The organism is Microbacterium sp. Ld4 (assembly GCF_045066555.1).
In the GTDB taxonomy this organism is placed as follows: domain Bacteria; phylum Actinomycetota; class Actinomycetes; order Actinomycetales; family Microbacteriaceae; genus Microbacterium.
This window is the reverse complement of the sequence record NZ_JBISHE010000011.1, coordinates 20009-36623: the sequence shown is the minus strand read 5'-3', so window position 1 is coordinate 36623 and position 16615 is coordinate 20009. Positions and strand designations below refer to the sequence as shown.

At 69.2% G+C, this 16615-nt stretch carries 16 protein-coding genes and 1 tRNA gene; 2 read left to right on the top strand and 15 right to left on the bottom strand.

The features are described from left to right. Nucleotides 1-38: 38 nt before the first annotated feature. Nucleotides 39-470 carry a PaaI family thioesterase gene (locus ACJJV7_RS07310; RefSeq protein WP_405376100.1) on the top strand — a complete coding sequence of 144 codons (432 nt, stop codon included), beginning with the start codon at nucleotides 39-41 and terminating at the stop codon, nucleotides 468-470. A gap of 7 nt (nucleotides 471-477) precedes the next feature. Here ACJJV7_RS07310 and ACJJV7_RS07305 read toward each other — a convergent pair whose 3' ends face one another. Next, nucleotides 478-990, bottom strand: coding sequence for a GNAT family N-acetyltransferase (locus ACJJV7_RS07305; protein ID WP_405376102.1), 513 nt, complete (start codon nucleotides 988-990; stop codon nucleotides 478-480). A 7-nt stretch (nucleotides 991-997) separates the two neighbouring features. Then, a complete protein-coding gene (locus tag ACJJV7_RS07300) occupies nucleotides 998-1621 on the bottom strand; it encodes an ANTAR domain-containing response regulator (RefSeq protein ID WP_405376104.1) in 624 nt (207 codons plus the stop codon). Nucleotides 1622-1678: 57 nt separating this feature from the next. Between ACJJV7_RS07300 and ACJJV7_RS07295 the strand changes: the two genes are divergently transcribed. Beyond that, a tRNA-Leu gene (locus ACJJV7_RS07295) sits at nucleotides 1679-1761 on the top strand. Between the two features lie 51 nt (nucleotides 1762-1812). Here ACJJV7_RS07295 and ACJJV7_RS07290 read toward each other — a convergent pair. The 13 genes from ACJJV7_RS07290 to hisG form a co-directional block, all read right to left on the bottom strand. Then, nucleotides 1813-2079 carry a GlsB/YeaQ/YmgE family stress response membrane protein gene (locus ACJJV7_RS07290; protein WP_405376106.1) on the bottom strand — a complete coding sequence of 89 codons (267 nt, stop codon included), beginning with the start codon at nucleotides 2077-2079 and terminating at the stop codon, nucleotides 1813-1815. A gap of 159 nt (nucleotides 2080-2238) precedes the next feature. Continuing rightward, nucleotides 2239-3687 carry a pyruvate kinase gene (pyk, locus tag ACJJV7_RS07285; RefSeq protein ID WP_405376108.1) on the bottom strand — a complete coding sequence of 483 codons (1449 nt, stop codon included), beginning with the start codon at nucleotides 3685-3687 and terminating at the stop codon, nucleotides 2239-2241. A 46-nt stretch (nucleotides 3688-3733) separates the two neighbouring features. After that, nucleotides 3734-5200, bottom strand: a complete 1467-nt coding sequence (locus ACJJV7_RS07280; protein ID WP_405376110.1) for a glutamate synthase subunit beta — start codon at nucleotides 5198-5200, stop codon at nucleotides 3734-3736. Next, the gene (gene gltB, locus ACJJV7_RS07275) at nucleotides 5193-9806 is read right to left on the bottom strand and encodes a glutamate synthase large subunit (protein ID WP_405376112.1); all 4614 of its coding nucleotides are present in this window, start codon (nucleotides 9804-9806) and stop codon (nucleotides 5193-5195) included. The genes ACJJV7_RS07280 and gltB overlap by 8 nt, the downstream gene beginning before the upstream one ends. 53 nt (nucleotides 9807-9859) lie before the next feature. Beyond that, a complete protein-coding gene (gene lgt, locus ACJJV7_RS07270) occupies nucleotides 9860-10831 on the bottom strand; it encodes a prolipoprotein diacylglyceryl transferase (RefSeq protein ID WP_405376114.1) in 972 nt (323 codons plus the stop codon). Beyond that, nucleotides 10828-11652, bottom strand: a complete 825-nt coding sequence (gene trpA, locus ACJJV7_RS07265) for a tryptophan synthase subunit alpha (protein ID WP_405376116.1) — start codon at nucleotides 11650-11652, stop codon at nucleotides 10828-10830. Before trpA ends, lgt begins: the two co-directional genes overlap by 4 nt. Continuing rightward, a complete protein-coding gene (gene trpB, locus ACJJV7_RS07260) occupies nucleotides 11649-12908 on the bottom strand; it encodes a tryptophan synthase subunit beta (RefSeq protein WP_405376118.1) in 1260 nt (419 codons plus the stop codon). The genes trpA and trpB overlap by 4 nt, the downstream gene beginning before the upstream one ends. Beyond that, the gene (gene trpC, locus ACJJV7_RS07255; RefSeq protein WP_405376120.1) at nucleotides 12905-13681 is read right to left on the bottom strand and encodes an indole-3-glycerol phosphate synthase TrpC; all 777 of its coding nucleotides are present in this window, start codon (nucleotides 13679-13681) and stop codon (nucleotides 12905-12907) included. Before trpC ends, trpB begins: the two co-directional genes overlap by 4 nt. 1 nt (nucleotide 13682) lies before the next feature. After that, on the bottom strand, nucleotides 13683-13913 hold the full coding sequence (locus tag ACJJV7_RS07250; RefSeq protein WP_405376122.1) for a DUF6704 family protein: 231 nt from the start codon (nucleotides 13911-13913) through the stop codon (nucleotides 13683-13685). 124 nt (nucleotides 13914-14037) lie between these two features. Beyond that, the gene (locus ACJJV7_RS07245) at nucleotides 14038-14643 is read right to left on the bottom strand and encodes a Trp biosynthesis-associated membrane protein (RefSeq protein WP_405376123.1); all 606 of its coding nucleotides are present in this window, start codon (nucleotides 14641-14643) and stop codon (nucleotides 14038-14040) included. Further along, nucleotides 14640-14999, bottom strand: a complete 360-nt coding sequence (gene hisI, locus ACJJV7_RS07240; RefSeq protein ID WP_405376125.1) for a phosphoribosyl-AMP cyclohydrolase — start codon at nucleotides 14997-14999, stop codon at nucleotides 14640-14642. Before hisI ends, ACJJV7_RS07245 begins: the two co-directional genes overlap by 4 nt. Continuing rightward, on the bottom strand, nucleotides 14996-15760 hold the full coding sequence (gene hisF / locus ACJJV7_RS07235; protein WP_405376127.1) for an imidazole glycerol phosphate synthase subunit HisF: 765 nt from the start codon (nucleotides 15758-15760) through the stop codon (nucleotides 14996-14998). The genes hisI and hisF overlap by 4 nt, the downstream gene beginning before the upstream one ends. 1 nt (nucleotide 15761) lies before the next feature. Continuing rightward, nucleotides 15762-16604 (bottom strand): ATP phosphoribosyltransferase, encoded by an 843-nt coding sequence (gene hisG / locus ACJJV7_RS07230; protein ID WP_405376129.1) that lies wholly within the window; start codon nucleotides 16602-16604, stop codon nucleotides 15762-15764. Nucleotides 16605-16615 lie beyond the last annotated feature (11 nt).

Here is a 16615-nt window from a genome sequence, read left to right as displayed (position 1 = left end):
TGCCGAGCCGGCACCGCCCGACCGCAAGGTGATCCGCCATGTCCGAGACTGGTCCAACTCCGTCCGATGCGCTCGCGTGGGTGACCAGTCGCGGGATGGGGTCCCTCGCCGAGAAGATGGGCATCGAGTTCGTCGAGTTCACCCTCGAACGAGCAGTTGCACGGATGCCGGTCGCCGGCAACACGCAGCCGGTGGGCCTCCTGCACGGCGGCGCGTACGTCGTCCTCGGCGAATCGCTCGGCTCGATGCACGCGAACCTCCACGCGGGGCCCGACCGCCTCGCCGTGGGCATCGACATCAACGCGACCCACACCCGCTCGGCGACCGAGGGCTGGGTCACGGGCATCTGCACTCCCCTGCACCTGGGGCGGAGCCTCACCGTCCACGAGATCGTCGTGACGGACGATCAGGGTCGGCGCTGTTCGACGGTCCGCATCACCAACATGGTGCGGGACCTGCCGGCATCCTGATCCGGATTCAGCGCGGCACGGCGAGCTTGAAGCCGACGTGCGAGTCGACGAATCCCAGTCGGGTGTAGAACCGGTGGGCGTCGAGACGAGCGGCATCCGAGGTCAGCTGCACGAGGGATGCCCCCACTGCAGGGGCGGCGACCTCGGCGACCCACGTCATCATCGCGCCACCGATACCGCCGGAACGTTCCGTGCTCGCCACGCGCACAGCCTCGACGAGGAGTCGCGTGCTGCCGCGGCGGGCCATTCCGGGGATCACCGTCAGTTGCATGGTGCCGACGACACGGCCGTCGGTCTCGACGACGAGGAGGTCGTTGCCCGCTGTCGCCAACGTCCGGCCGAGCGCGGCGGCGTACAGCGGCCGATCCTGTGCGGCGGACACGTCACCCCGGCCGGAGCTGACCGGGTCGTCCGACAGCAGGCTCATGAGGACGTCGAGGTCGCCGGTCGCCGCACGCCGAAGCTGAACGGCTCCGCGGCGAGCGGCGAGCTCCGCAGGAAGCGTGAGCTCGTCGATCATTGCGGCGTCAGCCCTTCTTGGGCGCCAACTGCTCGATGATCGCCTTCGCGACGTCCTGCATCGTGAGACGGCGGTCCATCGACGCCTTCTGGATCCAGCGGAATGCGTCGGGCTCGGAGAGGCCCATCTTCTCGTTGAGAAGACCCTTGGCCCGATCGACGAGCTTGCGGGTCTCGAAGCGTTCGACCATGTCGGCGACCTCGGCCTCGAGCGTGATGATCTGCTCGTAGCGCGCCAGCGCGATCTCGATCGCCGGCAGCAGGTCGTTCGGCGTGAAGGGCTTGACCACGTACGCGAGCGCACCGGCTTCACTCGCCCGCTCGACGAGCTCCTTCTGGCTGAACGCGGTCAACAGGACGACAGGCGCGACATGGTTCTTGGAGAGCTTTTCCGCGGCGCTGATGCCGTCGAGGATCGGCATCTTCACGTCCATGATCACGAGGTCGGGTCGAAGCTCGGTGGCGAGCTGGACTGCTGTCTCGCCGTCGCCCGCCTCACCGACCACGTCGAAGCCGCTGTCGCGCAGGATCTCGACGATGTCGAGTCGGATCAGCGACTCGTCCTCAGCGACGACGACGCGTCGCGGGGTGGGGGCGGCCTGGGGTGCCGTAGTGGGTTCCTGCTCAGTCACGGTGTCCATCCTAGGCCAGGGTGGCGCGGGATCCTGCGGTATCGTCGAGGGACGTGCGCCGGTGTGGCGGAATGGCAGACGCGACCGACTCAAAATCGGTTGCCCGAAAGGGCGTGTGGGTTCGAGTCCCACCACCGGCACGACAGAAGCGGCGCCCCTGAGGGACGCCGCTTCGTCGTGTCCGACCGGGGTCAGGTGGTCTTCCGACGGCCCACGATGAGGCCGTAGATCAGCAGCACGATCAGCGAGCCGCCGATCGCGAGGAGCCAGGTCTGCAGGCTCCAGAACTCTTCGAGGTTCACGTCGAACAGCAGGCCGCCGAGCCAGCCGCCGAGCAGAGCGCCGACGACGCCGAGCAGCAGCGTGATGAACCATCCGCCGCCCTGCTTGCCAGGGAGGATCAGCTTGGCGATGGCGCCGGCGATCAGGCCGAGGATGAGGAATGCGATGAAGCTCATGTGGTGCTCCTTAGGGTGAGGATGCGCCACGGTACCGCGGCCGAAACGGCCCGAACGAGACTCTTCCGCCGGATGCCCTGCAGGTGCTATGCGCTGCAGCGACGACGAAGGGGCGGGCACCCCGTGAGGGATGCCCGCCCCATTCCGCCGCGTCTCGGCTTACTGCTCGGCCTTGTAGATGGGCGCCTTGCCGTGGACGGCGTCGCCGATCTTGTGGATGCGGATGTCGTTGGTGGCACCGATGATTCCGGGAGGGGACCCGGAAATGACGACGACCTTGTCACCCTCCTGCAGGAGCCCCTGCGAGAGGAAGTAGTCGTCGACCTGGAGGAACATCAGGTCGGTGTGCGCCACGTGCTCGACCAGCGCGGACTGGATGCCCCAGGTGAGGGCCATCCGTCGGCGGATCGCCGGCTCGATCGTGAACGCGAGCATCGGGATGCCGGAGCGCAGCCGCGACATGCGGCGCGCGGTGTCACCCGACTCGGTGAACACGCAGATGTACTTCGCCTCGACGAACTCGGCGACCTCGTTCGCGGCCAGGGTGATGATGCCACCCTGGGTGCGGGGCTTGGCCGTCAGAGCCGGGATGCGCTCGAGACCGTGGGTCTCGGTGGCGTCGATGATGCGGGCCATGGTCTCGACGACCCCGACCGGGTGCTTTCCGACGCTCGTCTCTCCGGAGAGCATGACCGCGTCGGCGCCATCGAGGACGGCGTTGGCGACGTCGCTCGTCTCCGCGCGCGTCGGGACCGGGTTCTCGATCATGGTCTCGAGCATCTGCGTCGCGACGATGACGGGCTTCGCCATGCGGCGGCAGAGCTCGACGGCGCGCTTCTGGACGATCGGCACGGCCTCGAGGGGCAGCTCGACGCCGAGGTCGCCGCGGGCGACCATGATGCCGTCGAACGCGTCGATGATCTCCTCGAGGGCTTCGACGGCCTGCGGCTTCTCGATCTTGGCGATGACGGGTACGCGACGACCCTCTTCCGCCATGATCTCGTGAACACGCGTGACGTCGGCGGCGTTGCGCACGAACGACAGCGCGATGATGTCCGCTCCGGCGCGGAGGCCCCAGCGGAGGTCGGCTTCGTCCTTGTCGGAGAGCGCGGGCACGCTCACGGCGACTCCGGGCAGGTTGATGCCCTTGTTGTTCGAGACCGGACCGGCCACGATGACCTCGGTCGTGACGACCGGTCCGTCGACGGACGTGACCTGGACGCGGACCTTGCCGTCGTCGATCAGGAGGTAGTCGCCGGGGTTGACGTCGCCCGGGAGGCCCTTGAAGGTCGTCGAGACGAGCTCCTTGGTGCCGGGGACGTCCTCGGCGGTGATCTTGAAGACATCGCCGACCGCGAGGTAGTGGGGACCGTCGGTGAACCGGCCGAGTCGGATCTTGGGGCCCTGGAGGTCGACGAGGACGGCGACGGCGCGCCCGGCATCCTCGGAGGCCTTGCGGACGTTCGCCAGGCGGGCGTCGTGGTCGGCGTAGTCGCCGTGGCTCAGGTTGAATCGGGTGACATCGACACCGGCATCGATGATGGCGCGAACCATCTCGTAGCTGTCGGTTGCCGGGCCCAGAGTGGCGACGATTTTCGCGCGTCTCACAGAATTAGCTCCGTCGGGTTGTTATGGGGCTGTGTACGGTCTCAGCCTAGGCGTGCGGGAAGCCGATCGCGACGTCCTTCGGACGCACCGGCGCGGGGAGATTGGTCGATCCCATCAGGAACTCGTCGACGGCGGATGCCGCGGCGCGCCCCTCTGCGATCGCCCAGACGATGAGGGACTGACCGCGTCCCGCATCGCCGGCAACGAAGACGCCCGAGGACGTCGACTGGTAGTCATCGGCGCGCTCGACGTTGCCGCGACCGGTGAAGACGGCACCCAGCTGGTGCTCGAGCGAGGTGCGCTCGGGGCCGGTGAACCCCATCGCGATGAGGACGAGGTCCGCGGGGATCTCGCGCTCGGTGCCGCTCTTCGGCACGCGGCGGCCGTCGACGAACTCGGTCTCGGCCACGCGGAGGGCGCGCACTTCGCCCTGGGCGTTGCCGAGGAACTCGACGGTCGAGGCGAGGTAGCTGCGTTCTCCGCCCTCCTCGTGCGCCGAGGCGATCTCGAACAGGGTGGGAGCGGTCGGCCACGGCTGGTGGTCGGGCCGCTCGGACGGCGGCTGGGCGCCGATCGCGAGGTTCGTGACGCTCAGCGCGCCCTGACGGTGAGCGGTGCCGATGCAGTCCGCTCCGGTGTCGCCACCGCCGATGACCACGACGTGCTTGCCCTCGGCGTCGATCTGGTGCGGGACCTGGTCGCCGGCGACCGCTTTGTTCGACTCGACGAGATACTCCATGGCGAAGTGGACACCGTCGAGGTCGCGCCCCGGGATCGACAGGTCGCGCGGGACCGTCGACCCGGTGGCGATCACGACAGCGTCGTACCGGGCGCGCAGGTCGTCCCAGGAGAGGTCCTTGCCGATCTCGACGCCCGCGCGGAAGCGCGTCCCCTCGTCGCGCATCTGGCGCAGGCGCGCGTCGAGGTGGCGCTTCTCCATCTTGAAGTCGGGGATGCCGTATCGCAGGAGTCCGCCGATGCGGTCGTCGCGCTCGTACACGGCGACCGTGTGGCCCGCGCGTGTCAGCTGCTGCGCGGCGGCAAGACCGGCAGGACCCGACCCCACGACGGCGACCGTCTTGCCGGTCAGGCGCCCTGGGGGCTCCGCCTCGACCCAGCCCGAGGCGAACGCCTCGTCGATGATCGAGACCTCGATCTGCTTGATGGTCACGGCAGGCTGGTTGATCCCCAGCACGCAGGAGCTCTCGCAGGGTGCAGGGCAGAGGCGGCCGGTGAACTCCGGGAAGTTGTTCGTCGCATGCAGTCGCTCGCTCGCCGCACGGCCCTCGCCCCGCCACGTGAGGTCGTTCCATTCCGGGATCAGGTTCCCGAGCGGGCAGCCCTGGTGGCAGAACGGCACGCCGCAGTCCATGCAGCGCCCGGCCTGCCGGCGCAGGACGGCCGTCTCGCCGGGCTCGTAGACCTCTTTCCAGTCCATGATGCGGACGGGGACGGGCCGGCGCGGCGGGAGCTCGCGCTCGGTGACTTTCAGAAAGCCTTTGGGGTCAGCCACGGGTCACCTCCAGGATGCGGTTCCAGACGATGTCGCCGTCGGGGTCCAGCCCCTCGTCGGCCGCCTGCTGTCGGGTTCTGATGACGGCGGCGTAATCGCGCGGGAGCACCCGCGTGAAGTTCGCCGCTTCGGTGTCGAGATCGGCGAGCAGACGCTCCGCCAGGTCGGATCCGGTCTCGGTGACGTGGCGTTCCAGCAGGTCCGCGAGGATCTCCACGTCGCCGGAGCCGAGCGGGCCCAGTTCGAGCTCGCCCGTGGCGAGGGATTCCCGGTTGATGAGCGTCTCGTCGAGGCGGTAGATGTAGGCGCTGCCGCCCGACATCCCGGCGCCGAGGTTGCGGCCCGTCTTCCCGAGGATCACGGCGAGGCCGCCGGTCATGTACTCGAGGGCGTGGTCTCCCACCCCCTCGACGACGGCGGTCGCGCCGGAGTTGCGGACGAGGAACCGCTCCCCCACCACGCCGCGGAGGAACATCGAGCCCTGGGTCGCGCCATACCCGATGACGTTTCCGGCGATGACGTTCTCCGACGCGTCGAAGTGCGCCCCGCGCGGGGGCCGGACGACGATCTCGCCTCCGGAGAGGCCCTTGCCGACGTAGTCGTTCGAGTCACCCTCGAGTCGGAGCGTGATGCCCGACGGGAGGAACGCGCCGAAGGACTGTCCGGCGGAACCGGTGAGGTTGACCTCGATGGTTCCCGAGGGCAGGCCGCCCGCGCCGTGCGCACGCGTGACGTGGTGACCGAGCATGGTTCCGACGGCGCGTTCGGTGTTGCGCACGGGCAGATCGATCACGATGTGGCCGCCGTGCTCGACGACGTCGCGTGCTCGCTCGAGAAGTCCGACGTCGAAGTGCTCGTCGAGCTCGTGCTCCTGGTCGATGACGTGACGGCGCGGAGCGTCGTCGGCGAAGACGGGGCCCTCGAGGATGGGGGCGAGGTCGAGGCCGTGCGCCTTCCAGTGGTCGACCGCCGGAGCCGTGTCGAGGGCCTCGGTGTGACCGACGGCCTCCTCGATCGAACGGAAGCCGAGCTCAGCCAGGTACTCGCGGACCTCCTGCGCGATGAACTCCATGAAGTTGACGACGAACTCGGGCTTGCCGGTGAACCGCTTGCGGAGCTCCGGGTTCTGCGTCGCGACACCGACGGGGCAGGTGTCGAGGTGGCAGACGCGCATCATGATGCAGCCTTCGACGATCAGGGCGCTCGTCGCGAAACCGAACTCCTCCGCGCCCAGGAGCGCCGCGATCACGACGTCTCGGCCGGTCTTGAGCTGGCCGTCCGCCTGCACGACGACGCGTCCGCGCATGTCGTTGATCATCAGCGTCTGCTGCGTCTCGGCGAGGCCGAGCTCCCACGGCGTCCCGGCGTGCTTCAACGAGTTCAGCGGGCTCGCGCCGGTGCCGCCGTCGTGCCCGGACACCAGGATGACGTCGGCCAGCGCCTTCGCCGTTCCTGCAGCGACGGCCCCGATACCGGACTGGCTCACGAGCTTCACGTGGACGCGCGCCGACGGATTGGCCCGCTTGACGTCAAAGATGAGCTGCTTGAGGTCCTCGATCGAGTAGATGTCGTGGTGCGGCGGGGGCGAGATGAGCCCCACGCCGGGGGTGCCGCCGCGCGTGCGGGCGATCCACGGGTAGACCTTGCCCGGGGGCAGCTGCCCACCCTCGCCGGGCTTGGCGCCCTGCGCGAGCTTGATCTGGATGTCATCGGCGTGCGTCAGGTACATGCTCGTCACACCGAAGCGCCCCGAGGCGACCTGCTTGATCGCACTCCGACGCTCGGGGTCGAGGAGCCGGTCGACGTCTTCGCCGCCCTCACCCGTGTTCGACTTCGCGCCCAGCTGGTTCATCGCGATCGCGAGCGTCTCGTGGGCTTCCTTCGAGATCGAGCCGTAGCTCATCGCGCCGGTGGAGAACCGCTTGACGATGGACGAGACGGGTTCGACCTCGTCGAGCGGCACGGGGGGCCGGTCGCCGGTGCGGAACCGGAAGAGCCCCCGGAGGGTCTTCAGCTCGGATGCCTGCTCGTCGACCAGCTGCGTGTACTCGCGGAAGATGTCGTACCGCCGCGTGCGCGTCGCGTGCTGCAGCCGGAACACCGTGTCGGGGTTGAAGAGGTGCGGCGCGCCGTCACGGCGCCACTGGTACTCGCCGCCGGTCCACAGACGCTCGTGCGCGCGCGCCGCCTGATCCTGCGGGTAGGCGAACTCGTGCCGCGAACGGTTCTCGCGGGCGACCTCGGCGATGCCGATGCCGCCGAGCTTGGTCTCCGTGCCGGTGAAGTAGGTGTCGACGAAGTCCTGCGACAGTCCGACGGCCTCGAAGACCTGGGCTCCCGCGTAGGAGGAGACCGTCGAGATACCCATCTTCGACATGATCTTCAGCACGCCCTTGCCGAGCGCATAGATCAGGTTACGGACGGCCTTCTCCTCGGAGATGCCGGTGATGTAGCCCGCCCGGACGAGGTACTCGACCGTCTCCATCGCGAGGTAGGGGTTTACGGCGGATGCGCCGTAGCCGATCAGCGTCGCGACGTGGTGCACCTCGCGGACGTCGCCGGCCTCGACGACCAGACCCACCTTCATCCGGTTCTCGTTGCGGATGAGGTGATGGTGCACGGCCGAGAGCATCAGCAGCGAGGGGATCGGGACGAGGTCGCTCGTCGAGTCGCGGTCGCTCAGGATGATGAACTCGACGCCGTCCGCGATCGCGATGTCGACCTCGGCGCAGATCTCGTCGAGACGCTCCGCGAGCGAGTCCTCACCGGCATCCGCTCGGTAGAGCCCTCGCACCGTGATCGAACGCCGCCCCTCGAGGGCCTTGTCGATGTGCTGGAGCTTGGCGAGCTCGTCATTGTCGATCACCGGGAAGTCGAGGTCGATCACGCGCGTGTGGTCGGGGCCCCATTCGAGCAGGTTGCGCTCGGGGCCGAGCCCGAGGCCGAGGGAGGTCACGACCTCCTCGCGGATCGAGTCCAGCGGCGGGTTGGTGACCTGCGCGAACTGCTGCACGAAGTAGTCGAAGAGCAGCCGCGGACGCTCGCTGAGCACGGCGATCGGGGTGTCGGAGCCCATGGCGCCGAGAGGCTCTGCGCCCACCTGTCCCATGGGGGTCAGCAGGATGCGCACCTCCTCCTCGGTGTAGCCGAACGTGCGCTGACGACGGGTGATCGAGGCGATGGGGTGCACGATGTGCTCGCGCTCGGGGAGTTCGCGGAGCTTGACGCGGCCGTTGTCCAGCCACTCCTGCCACGGCTGCAGCGCGGCGAGCTCCTGCTTGATCTCGTCGTCTTCGACGATCCGCCCCGCGGCGGTGTCGACGACGAACATGCGGCCCGGACGCAGCCGCCCGCGACGCTTGATCCGCTCCGGGGCGACGTCGAGGACGCCGGTCTCGCTGCCGATCACGACGATGCCGTCGGTCGTCTCGGTCCACCGGCCGGGGCGCAGACCGTTGCGGTCGAGCGTCGCACCCACGAGCGTGCCGTCGGTGAAGATGAGGGCGGCCGGGCCGTCCCACGGCTCCATCTGCATCGAGTGGTACTCGTAGAACGCGCGGACGTCGGCGGGCAGATCGGTCTGCTTCTCGTACGCCTCCGGAACCATCATCATGATCGCGTGCGGCAGGCTGCGTCCCGTGAGGGTCAGCAGTTCCAGCACCTCATCGAAGGAGGCGGAGTCGCTCTGCCCGGGGCTGCAGATGGGCAGAAGCGGGTCGATGTCGCCGATCAGCTCGGATTCGAGCTGCGACTGCCGTGCGCGCATCCAGTTGCGGTTGCCGTTGACGGTGTTGATCTCGCCGTTGTGCGCGAGCATCCGGAGCGGCTGCGCGAGCGGCCACGACGGGAAGGTGTTGGTGGAGTATCGCGAATGGACGACCGCGAGCTCGGTCGCGAACCGCTCGTCCTGGAGGTCGGGGTAGAACGGCTCGAGCTGCAGGGTCGTGACCATGCCCTTGTAGCCGAGGGTGCGGCTCGAGAGCGAGACGAAGTAGGCGCCGAGCTCATGCTGGGCGCGCTTGCGCAGCCGGTACGTGCGACGGTCGAGCGCGATCCCCGACAGCGCGGGCGCGTCGCCGACCGCCGGGCGGGAGACGAAGAGCTGCTCGAACGCCGGGCGGGCCGCGTGAGCCAGCTTGCCGAGGTTCTCATCGGCGGTGGGCACCGAGCGCCAGCCGAGCACGGACAGCCCTTCGGAGACCGCGATCGCCTCGATCGCCGCCTTCTCGGCATCCCGCTCGTCGCGGTCGATCGGCAGGAACGCCATCCCGACGGCGTACTCCCCCGCGGGCGGGAGGTCGAACCCGGCCACCGCGCGCAAGAAGGAGTCGGGCATCTGCGTGAGGATGCCGGCGCCGTCGCCCGTGCCCGCGTCGGACCCGATGGCGCCGCGGTGCTCGAGGTTGCGGAGCGCGGTCAGCGCGAGATCGACAATGTCGTGTCCGGCCTCGCCGCGAAGGGTGGCAACCATGGCCAGGCCACAGGCGTCCTTCTCGAACGCCGGGTTGTACATTCCCTGGCGCGCCGGGAACGACCCTCCGGACGCGGCCTTACGGCCAGTGCCCGGGGCGGATGCAGCGGACTCGGAACGGGCGCTCGAAGGCATGCCTACCGTCCTCACATTGGTGCTCGACCTGGGACGACGTCGGCCCTGCGGTGCTATCGGGTGGTGACTGAGCTTGTGGCTTGGTCGGAGGATTCTTCGGACGAGGGGGGTGCGCTCACGTCGACGAAGTCATCGGTTCCCTGTGAGTGTACCGCGCCCGGAGGGGTCCATTCGCGACCCGGCTGATACGGCGATGCTTCGGCTCCGAGGTGGCGACGACGCTGCACGAAGAAGATGACCACACCGACGATAACGCCGAACACGGACGCCCACACATTGGTGCGCAGACCGAAGAAGACCTCGCTCGGGTCGATGCGGATCGACTCCCAGACGATGCGTCCTGCGGAGTACCAGATCAGGTACAGCGCGAACAGACGGCCCCACTGGAGGGCGAAGCGGCGACCGACCCACACGAGGACGCAGACGCCCATCACGTTCCAGATGACCTCGTAGAGGAAGGTCGGGTGGAAGAGCGTGCCCTCTGCGAGACCCTCGGGCCAGGCGGCGTTGGGGTAGTCGATCTCAAGGCCCCACGGCAGATCGGTCGGCAGACCGTACAGCTCCTGGTTGAACCAGTTGCCGAAGCGTCCGAAGGCCTGCGCCAGCAGCAGCGCAGGCGCGAGCGCGTCGGCGAAGCTCCAGAACCGGATGCCGGTCCACTTGCAGCCGAGCCACGCACCGAGCGCGCCGCCGAGAAGGGCGCCGAAGATCGCGATGCCACCCTCCCAGATGCGGAAGATCGCCCAGATGTCCTTGTCGTCACCGAAGTAGAACCCGGGGTGCGTGACGACGTGGAAGATGCGCGCGCCGATGATGGCGAGCGGCACGGCGATCAGCGCGATGTCGATGACGACCCAGGGCTCGGCCCCGCGCCGGGTGAGGCGACGATTGGTCCACAGGGTCGCGACGATGATCCCGAACAGGATGCAGAGCGCGTAGAAATGGATCGTCAGCGGACCGACCTGGAAGAAGCTGATCGACGGGCTGGGGATGCTCGCGGCGACCGAAAGTGCAGTGGATGTCACGACGGCGAGTCTACTTCGCCGCCGGGCGCCGTCACGCCGGTGCGCGTTCCGGCCGCGAGGGCGCGCGCCGTCTCGACGAGCGCCTCCTGCCCGCCGTCGCGCAGTGCGCGCACGAGCGCCGTTCCGACGATCGCCCCATCGGCGTAGTCGAGGACGCCCGCCACCTGATCGGGGGTCGAGATGCCGATACCGACGCAGGCGTTCTCGACGCCGTGCGCGCGGAGACGGGAGACGAGCGTCCGCGCCGCGGCATCCAGTTCGGCCCGCTCCCCCGTGATGCCCATCGTCGACACGGTGTACACGAAGCCGGTCGTCGCCTCCGCGATCATCGCGAGACGCTCGTCCGTCGACGTCGGAGCCGCCAGGAAGATGCGGTCCAGACCCGTGCGCTTGGAGGCTTCGATCCAGTCGCCGGCGGCGTCGGGAGTCACGTCGGGGGTGATGAGACCGGCCCCACCCGCCGCGACGAGGTCGTCGGCGAAGCGGTCGACGCCGTACTGCATGACCGGGTTCCAGTAGGTCATGACGACCACGGGGACATCCACCCGATCGGTGATCGCCTTGACCGCGGTGAAGGTGTCGCGCAGGCGGAACCCGGCAGCCAGAGCAGTCTGCGTCGCCTCCTGGATGACGACGCCGTCCATCACCGGGTCGGAGTAGGGCGGGCCGAGCTCGAGGATGTCGGCACCACTCTCGGCGAGGGCGACCGCCGCCTCGATGCTCGCTTCAAGCGTCGGGAAGCCGATCGGGAGGTAGCCGACGAATGCGCCGCGGCCCTCCGCTTTCGCGGCCGCGATGGCCGCCTCGACGCGCGTGGTCACAGCTCGACTCCCTCGCCGCTGCCCGGCTCGGGGTCGCGCGGCACATCCACGGGCTGGGCCCCGGCGTCGTAGAGGTCGAACCAGCGGGCGGCCGTGTCCATGTCCTTGTCGCCGCGCCCCGAGAGGTTGATCGCGATGATGGCGTCGGGTCCCATCTCCCGACCGATCCGCAGGGCACCCGCGAGTGCGTGCGCCGACTCGATGGCGGGGATGATCCCCTCGGTGCGGCTCAGCAGCCGGAGCGCCTCCATGGCCTCGGTGTCGGTCGCCGGGATGTACTCGGCGCGACCGATGCTCGCGAGCCACGCATGCTCGGGTCCGACACCCGGGTAGTCGAGCCCGGCGGAAATGGAGTGGGATTCGACGGTCTGACCGTCGTCGTCCTGGAGCACGAAGGTCTTCGACCCGTGGAGCACCCCGGGTCGGCCCCGCTCGATGGACGCTGCGTGCTTCGGGGTGTCGACGCCGTCGCCGGCCGCCTCGACCCCGTAGAGCTTCACACCGTCGTCGTCGAGGAAGGCGTCGAACATGCCGATCGCGTTCGAGCCGCCGCCCACGCACGCGACCACGGCATCGGGAAGGCGGCCGAGCTCGTCGAGCAGCTGGCGCCGTGCCTCTTCGCCGATGATCTTCTGGAAGTCACGGACCATGGCGGGGAAGGGGTGCGGACCGGCCGCCGTTCCGAACACGTAGTTCGTCGTCTCGACCGACGACACCCAGTCGCGGTAGGCCTCGTTGATCGCGTCTTTCAGCGTGCGGGATCCGGTCGTGACCGGGATCACCTCGGCGCCGAGGAGGCGCATGCGAGCCACGTTGAGGGCCTGGCGCTCGGTGTCGACCTCGCCCATGTAGATCGTGCACTCGAAGCCGAAGAGGGCGGCGGCCGTCGCGGTCGCGACGCCGTGCTGGCCCGCCCCGGTCTCGGCGATGACGCGCTTCTTGCCGAGACGCTTGGTCAGCAGCGCCTGTCCGAGGACGTTGTTGATCTTGTGCGAGCCGGTGTGGTTGAGGTCCTCGCGCTTGAGGAACACACGAGCGCCCCCGGCGTGCTCGGCGAAGCGGGCCACCTCGGTCAGGGCGGACGGGCGACCCGCGTAGACCTCGAGCAGGTGGTGGAGCTCGGCGGCGAACGCAGGATCCGCCTTGGCTGCCTCGTACTCTGCGGCCAGTTCGTCGATCGCCGCGATCAGCGATTCGGGCATGAAACGTCCGCCGAACTCGCCGAAGAACGGTCCGGCCATGTCGCGAAGACTCATGATCCTGCCTCCAAGAAGGTCGCCAGGGTGGCGACGGGGTCGCCGGTGACGAGGGCTTCGCCGATCAGCACGACGTCCGCTCCCGCCTGGCGGTAGTGGGTGACGTCGGCCGGAGTGAGGACCGCGGACTCCGCGATCTTGACGACGTCATCGGGAAAGCTGCCGGCCAGCCGACCGAACAGGTCGCGGTCGAGCTCGAACGTCGAGAGGTTCCGCGCGTTCACACCGACGAGCTGGGCGCCGATGTCGAGAGCGCGCTGCACTTCGTCGGCGGAGTGGGTCTCGACGAGCGGCGTCATGCCCAGCTGCAGCACGAGGGCGTGCAGTTCGGCCAGAACGGGCTGATCCAGCCCGGCGACGATCAGCAGCACGAGGTCGGCGCCCGCGGCGCGCGCTTCGAACACCTGATACGCGGTCGAGATGAAGTCTTTACGGAGCACGGGGACGCCGACACGGGCGCGGACCGCCTCGAGGTCGGCCAGACTCCCCTTGAACTTCCGCCCCTCGGTGAGGACGGAGATCGCCGACGCGCCGCCCCGCTCGTACTTCTCGGCCTGCGCGGCGGGGTCGGGGATCGCGGCGAGATCGCCCCGGGAGGGACTCGCACGCTTCACCTCGGCGATGATCTTCACGCGATCGGTGGGGGCCAGCGACGCGAGCGCGTCGAGCGCAGGGGTCTGCGCCAGTGCCCTCGCTTCGACAGCGGCGAGCGACAGGTCTGCCGCGCGCTGCTGCGCATCCTCCACCGCGCCGGCCATCAGGTCGGCGAGCACGTCAGTGCTGCTTCGCGGTCGTCTTGGGTCCGTTGACGCCGTAGCCCGCCTTCGTCATGACGAAGCCGACGATCAGACCCACGATCAGGAGGACGACGGACGCCCAGACGAGCAGTGGCATGTCGAGGAAGAAGAACAGCGTTCCGAACGCGATGGCGACCAGCATGATCACAACCGTCGCCCAGGCCGCCGGGGAGTGTCCGTGGCCGGGATCGTCGATGCTGCTGCTCATGGTTCTCCTTCGGATGCGAAGCACGGGGTGCGGCGAGGCCGCCGCAGGGGGCCGGATGCCGCAGGGTCAAGTCTAGCGGGCGACGCGTACTCCCCCGGCCCGCAGGCGCGAGAAGCAGCGCATCTCAGCGCGTGGGATCCTCACCACGGGAGAGGTCGTCCCACGAGTCGATGGCGTCATGGGGACGGCCGGTTCCGGCGGACTCGGCCCCCTCCTGGCGATACTTCCGGCCCGCTCCGGGCCAGCGGTGCGCGGTGAGGAGGGCGAGGACGCCCCCGATCACGATGAGCGCGGCCGCAGCGGCGGTCACGGCCGGCCACGGCGTCGCGACGACGGAGCGCACGATCGAGCCCACCGCCTCGAGGCCGCTGAGCCCCGTGGCATCCGTCACCTCCGCCGCGACGGCGTCGAGGGGACGCGAGATCGCGATGCGCAGCGAGCCGGAGATGAGCCAGGCGCCGAGTCCGAGCGCGAGGACGCCGAACGCGTAGCGCAGCGGGCGACCGACGATCGTCAGGGCCAGCCCGAGCGCGAGCGCCGCGAGACTCAGCGGCGCGAGCACCGACATTGCGGAGGCACCGGGCACGGCGAGGTCGAGCTGCACGCCGTCGCGGAGCACCACATCGAGCCAGGGCTGCGTCGAACCGATGATGCCGATCGCGCCTCCGGCGAGGATCGCCAGCACGGCGGTCGTCCGCGACCGGCGGTCTCGAGCGAGCTCGGCGGTCATGCGAGGTCGCCGACGACGGGGTCGAGGTCGTCCGCGTCGAAGCAGGTGTGATCGCCCGTGTGGCAGGCGGCGCCGACCTGATCGACGGTGAACAGCAGCGTGTCGCCGTCGCAGTCGAGCCGGGCGCCACGGACGATCTGGATGTGGCCGGAGGTGTCGCCCTTGCGCCAGTACTCCTGCCGCGACCGGGACCAGAAGGTCACGCGCCCCTCGGTGAGCGTGCGGCGGAGCGCTTCGGCATCCATCCACCCGAGCATCAGCACCTCGCGCGTGTCGTGCTGCTGGATGATCGCCGGGACGAGTCCGTCGGTGTTGTAGACGACCCGGGACATGCGCTCCTCGAGGTCGCGGCTCATCGCCGCACCTCGACGCCGGCCGCCGCGAGTGCGGCCTTGACATCCGCCACGCTCAGCTGGCCGGAGTGGAACACGGATGCCGCCAGCACGGCGTCGGCTCCGGCCTCGATCGCGGGGGCGAAGTGCGCCGCATCGCCGGCGCCGCCGGAGGCGATCACCGGCACGGACGCCACCTCCCGCATGAGCGAGACGAGCTCGAGGTCGAAACCGTCCTTCGTGCCGTCCGCATCGATCGAGTTCACGAGCAGCTCGCCGGCTCCCCGCTCAACGGCCTCGCGAGCCCAGGAGAGCGCATCGATGTCGGTGAGGGTGCGGCCGCCGTGCGTCGTCACCGCGAAGCCGGAGGCGACTCCGGGCGCTCTCTTGACGTCGAGGGACAGGACGAGCACCTGCGCGCCGAACCTGTCGGCGATGTCGCCCACCAAGCCGGGGCGCGCGATGGCAGCGGAGTTGACGCCGACCTTGTCTGCGCCGACGGCGAGGAGGCGCGCGACATCATCGGCCGAGCGGACTCCCCCGCCCACGGTCAGCGGGATGAACACCTGTTCGGCCGTCCGCTGGACGACGTCGTACATCGTGTCGCGGGCGTCGACGGTCGCGGTGACATCGAGGAACGTGATCTCGTCGGCGCCCTGCTCGTAATAGCGGCGCGCGAGTTCGACCGGATCGCCCATCTCCCGTAGATCGAGGAAGTTGACCCCCTTCACGACCTTTCCGGCCGCGACGTCGAGGCACGGGATCACTCGGCTGACGAGAGCCACGTCAGAGCCTCGCGTTGTGGATCGCCGTCACGAGGATCGCGCGTGCGCCGATCTCGTACAGCGCGTCCATCACCTGGTTGACGGTCTTGCGCGGGCTCATGACCCGCACCGCGACCCACTCGGGATCGCGAAGCGGCGATACCGTGGGAGATTCGATGCCGGGGGCCAGGGCGACCGCCTGATCGATGAGGTGGGCCGGCAGGTCGTAGTCGATGAGCACGTAGCGCCGCGCGACCATGACGCCGCGAAGGCGTCGGAGCAGGGTCTCGGTCCCCTCGGCCTCCGAGGGCGCCCCGATCAGGACGGCTTCGGATTCGAGCAGGACCGGGCCGAAGATCTCAAGGCCCGCCTGACGGAGCGTCGTGCCGGTGGAGACGACGTCGGCGACCGCATCGGCGACACCGAGCTGCACGGCGGACTCCACCGCGCCGTCGAGAGGCACGAGGTCGACGGCGACACCGTGCTCATCGAGATAGGCGTCGACGAGGCCCGGGTAGGCGGTCGCGACGCGGAGACCCTCGAGGTCGGAGAGCTCGGAGAAGCGGCCGGGAGGGCCCGCGAACCGGAACGTCGACCCGCCGAAGCCGAGCTGCTCGATCTCTCGCGCTCCCGGCATCCGGGCATCGAGGAGCAGGTCACGGCCGGTGATGCCGACGTCGAGGGCGCCGGATCCGACGTACGTCGCGATGTCCTTCGGGCGGAGGTAGAAGAACTCGACCCCGTTGACCGGGTCGATGGCGTGCAAATCCTTGGGATCGCGGCGACCGACGTATCCGGCCTCCGCGAGCATGTCGGCGGTGGTCTCGGCGAGCGACCCCTTGTTCGGGATGGCGATGCGCAGCATGGCGGAGCTTT